Consider the following 1,278-nt stretch of genomic DNA (forward strand, 5'->3'; position numbering starts at 1 on the left):
GGCGTCCGCCCACCCCGATCTCGACGCCCTGCTGGCGGCGCTGCCCGTCGGCGCCCCGGGGCCGGACGCCGTCATCGTGCCCTGCCTCACCGATGCCGGTGCGGACGTGCCCGCGGCGCTCCGGGCGGCCGCGCACACGCTGCTCGCCGTGCTGCGGGCCAAGGCCGAGGACGACCGGCTGAGCGCGACCCGCGTCGTCGCGGTGACCCGGTCCGCGGTGTCCGCCGACGCGGACGAAACCGTGACCGACCCGGTCGGCGCCGCACTGTGGGGTCTGCTGCGCTCCGCGGAACTGGAGGGCCCCGGCTGCTCGCTGCTCCTGGACGTCGACGTCCCGTCCGGCCGGACCGACGGCGGCCCGGCCGCGGTACTCGCCGAGGCGCTGGCCACCGGCGAACCCGAGCTCGCGGTGCGGGCAGGCCGCTTCCTGCGTCCCCGCCTGGTCCGCGCCACCGCCGTCGTCCCCGCCGTCGACCGAGCGCGGCCCGCGCCTTTCGGACCCGAGGACACCGTCCTGATCACCGGCGGAACCGGTGCCCTGGGCAGCCTGTTCGCCCGGCACCTGATCACCGGGTACGGCGCACGGCACCTGATCCTGGCCGGCCGCCGCGGTGCCGACGCCGAAGGCGCCACCGACCTCGCCGAGGAGCTGACCGCGCTCGGCTCCGACGTGCGCCTCGCCGCCTGCGACGTCGCCTCCGCCGAGGACCTCGCCACGCTGCTGGCCTCGATCCCCGCCGGGCAGCGGCTCGCCGGGGTCGTGCACTGCGCGGGCGTCACCGACGACGGGGTGCTGGGGTCGCTGACCCCCGAGCGGTTCGACGCGGTGCTGCGGCCCAAGGCCGACGCGGCGTGGAACCTGCACCGGCAGACCCGTGACCTCGACCTCGCCATGTTCGTACTGTTCTCCTCCGTCGCCGGCACCCTCGGCTCGGCCGGCCAGGCCAACTACGCCACCGCGAACGCCCTGCTCGACGGCCTCGCCGCCTACCGCCAGGGCCTCGGGCTGCCGGCCCAGTCGCTGGCCTGGGGCATGTGGCTCGGACGCGGTATGGCCGGCCACCTGACGGACACCGACGTCACCCGAATGGCCAATTCCGGCGTGCTCGGCCTGTCCGAGGCGCAGGGGCTGGCCCTGTTCGACGCGGCGCGCGCCGCCGGCGGCCCGGTGCTGGTCCCGGTGAAGTACGACGCGGCGACGCTGCGCCGCCAGGGCACGGCCATGCCACCGCTGTTCGCCACGCTGGTCGGCGCGCGCCGGCCCGGCGCCGCCGACGG

The 1,278-nt window shown here is 77.2% G+C and carries 1 protein-coding gene; it reads left to right on the plus strand.

The genetic code is table 11. The annotated features are described in order from the left end of the window. On the plus strand, positions 1–1,278 hold a 1,278-nt coding region (locus ACWD3D_RS37215), incomplete at both ends, for a beta-ketoacyl reductase (protein WP_451465046.1).

This window comes from Streptomyces sp. NPDC002690, from assembly GCF_053592415.1.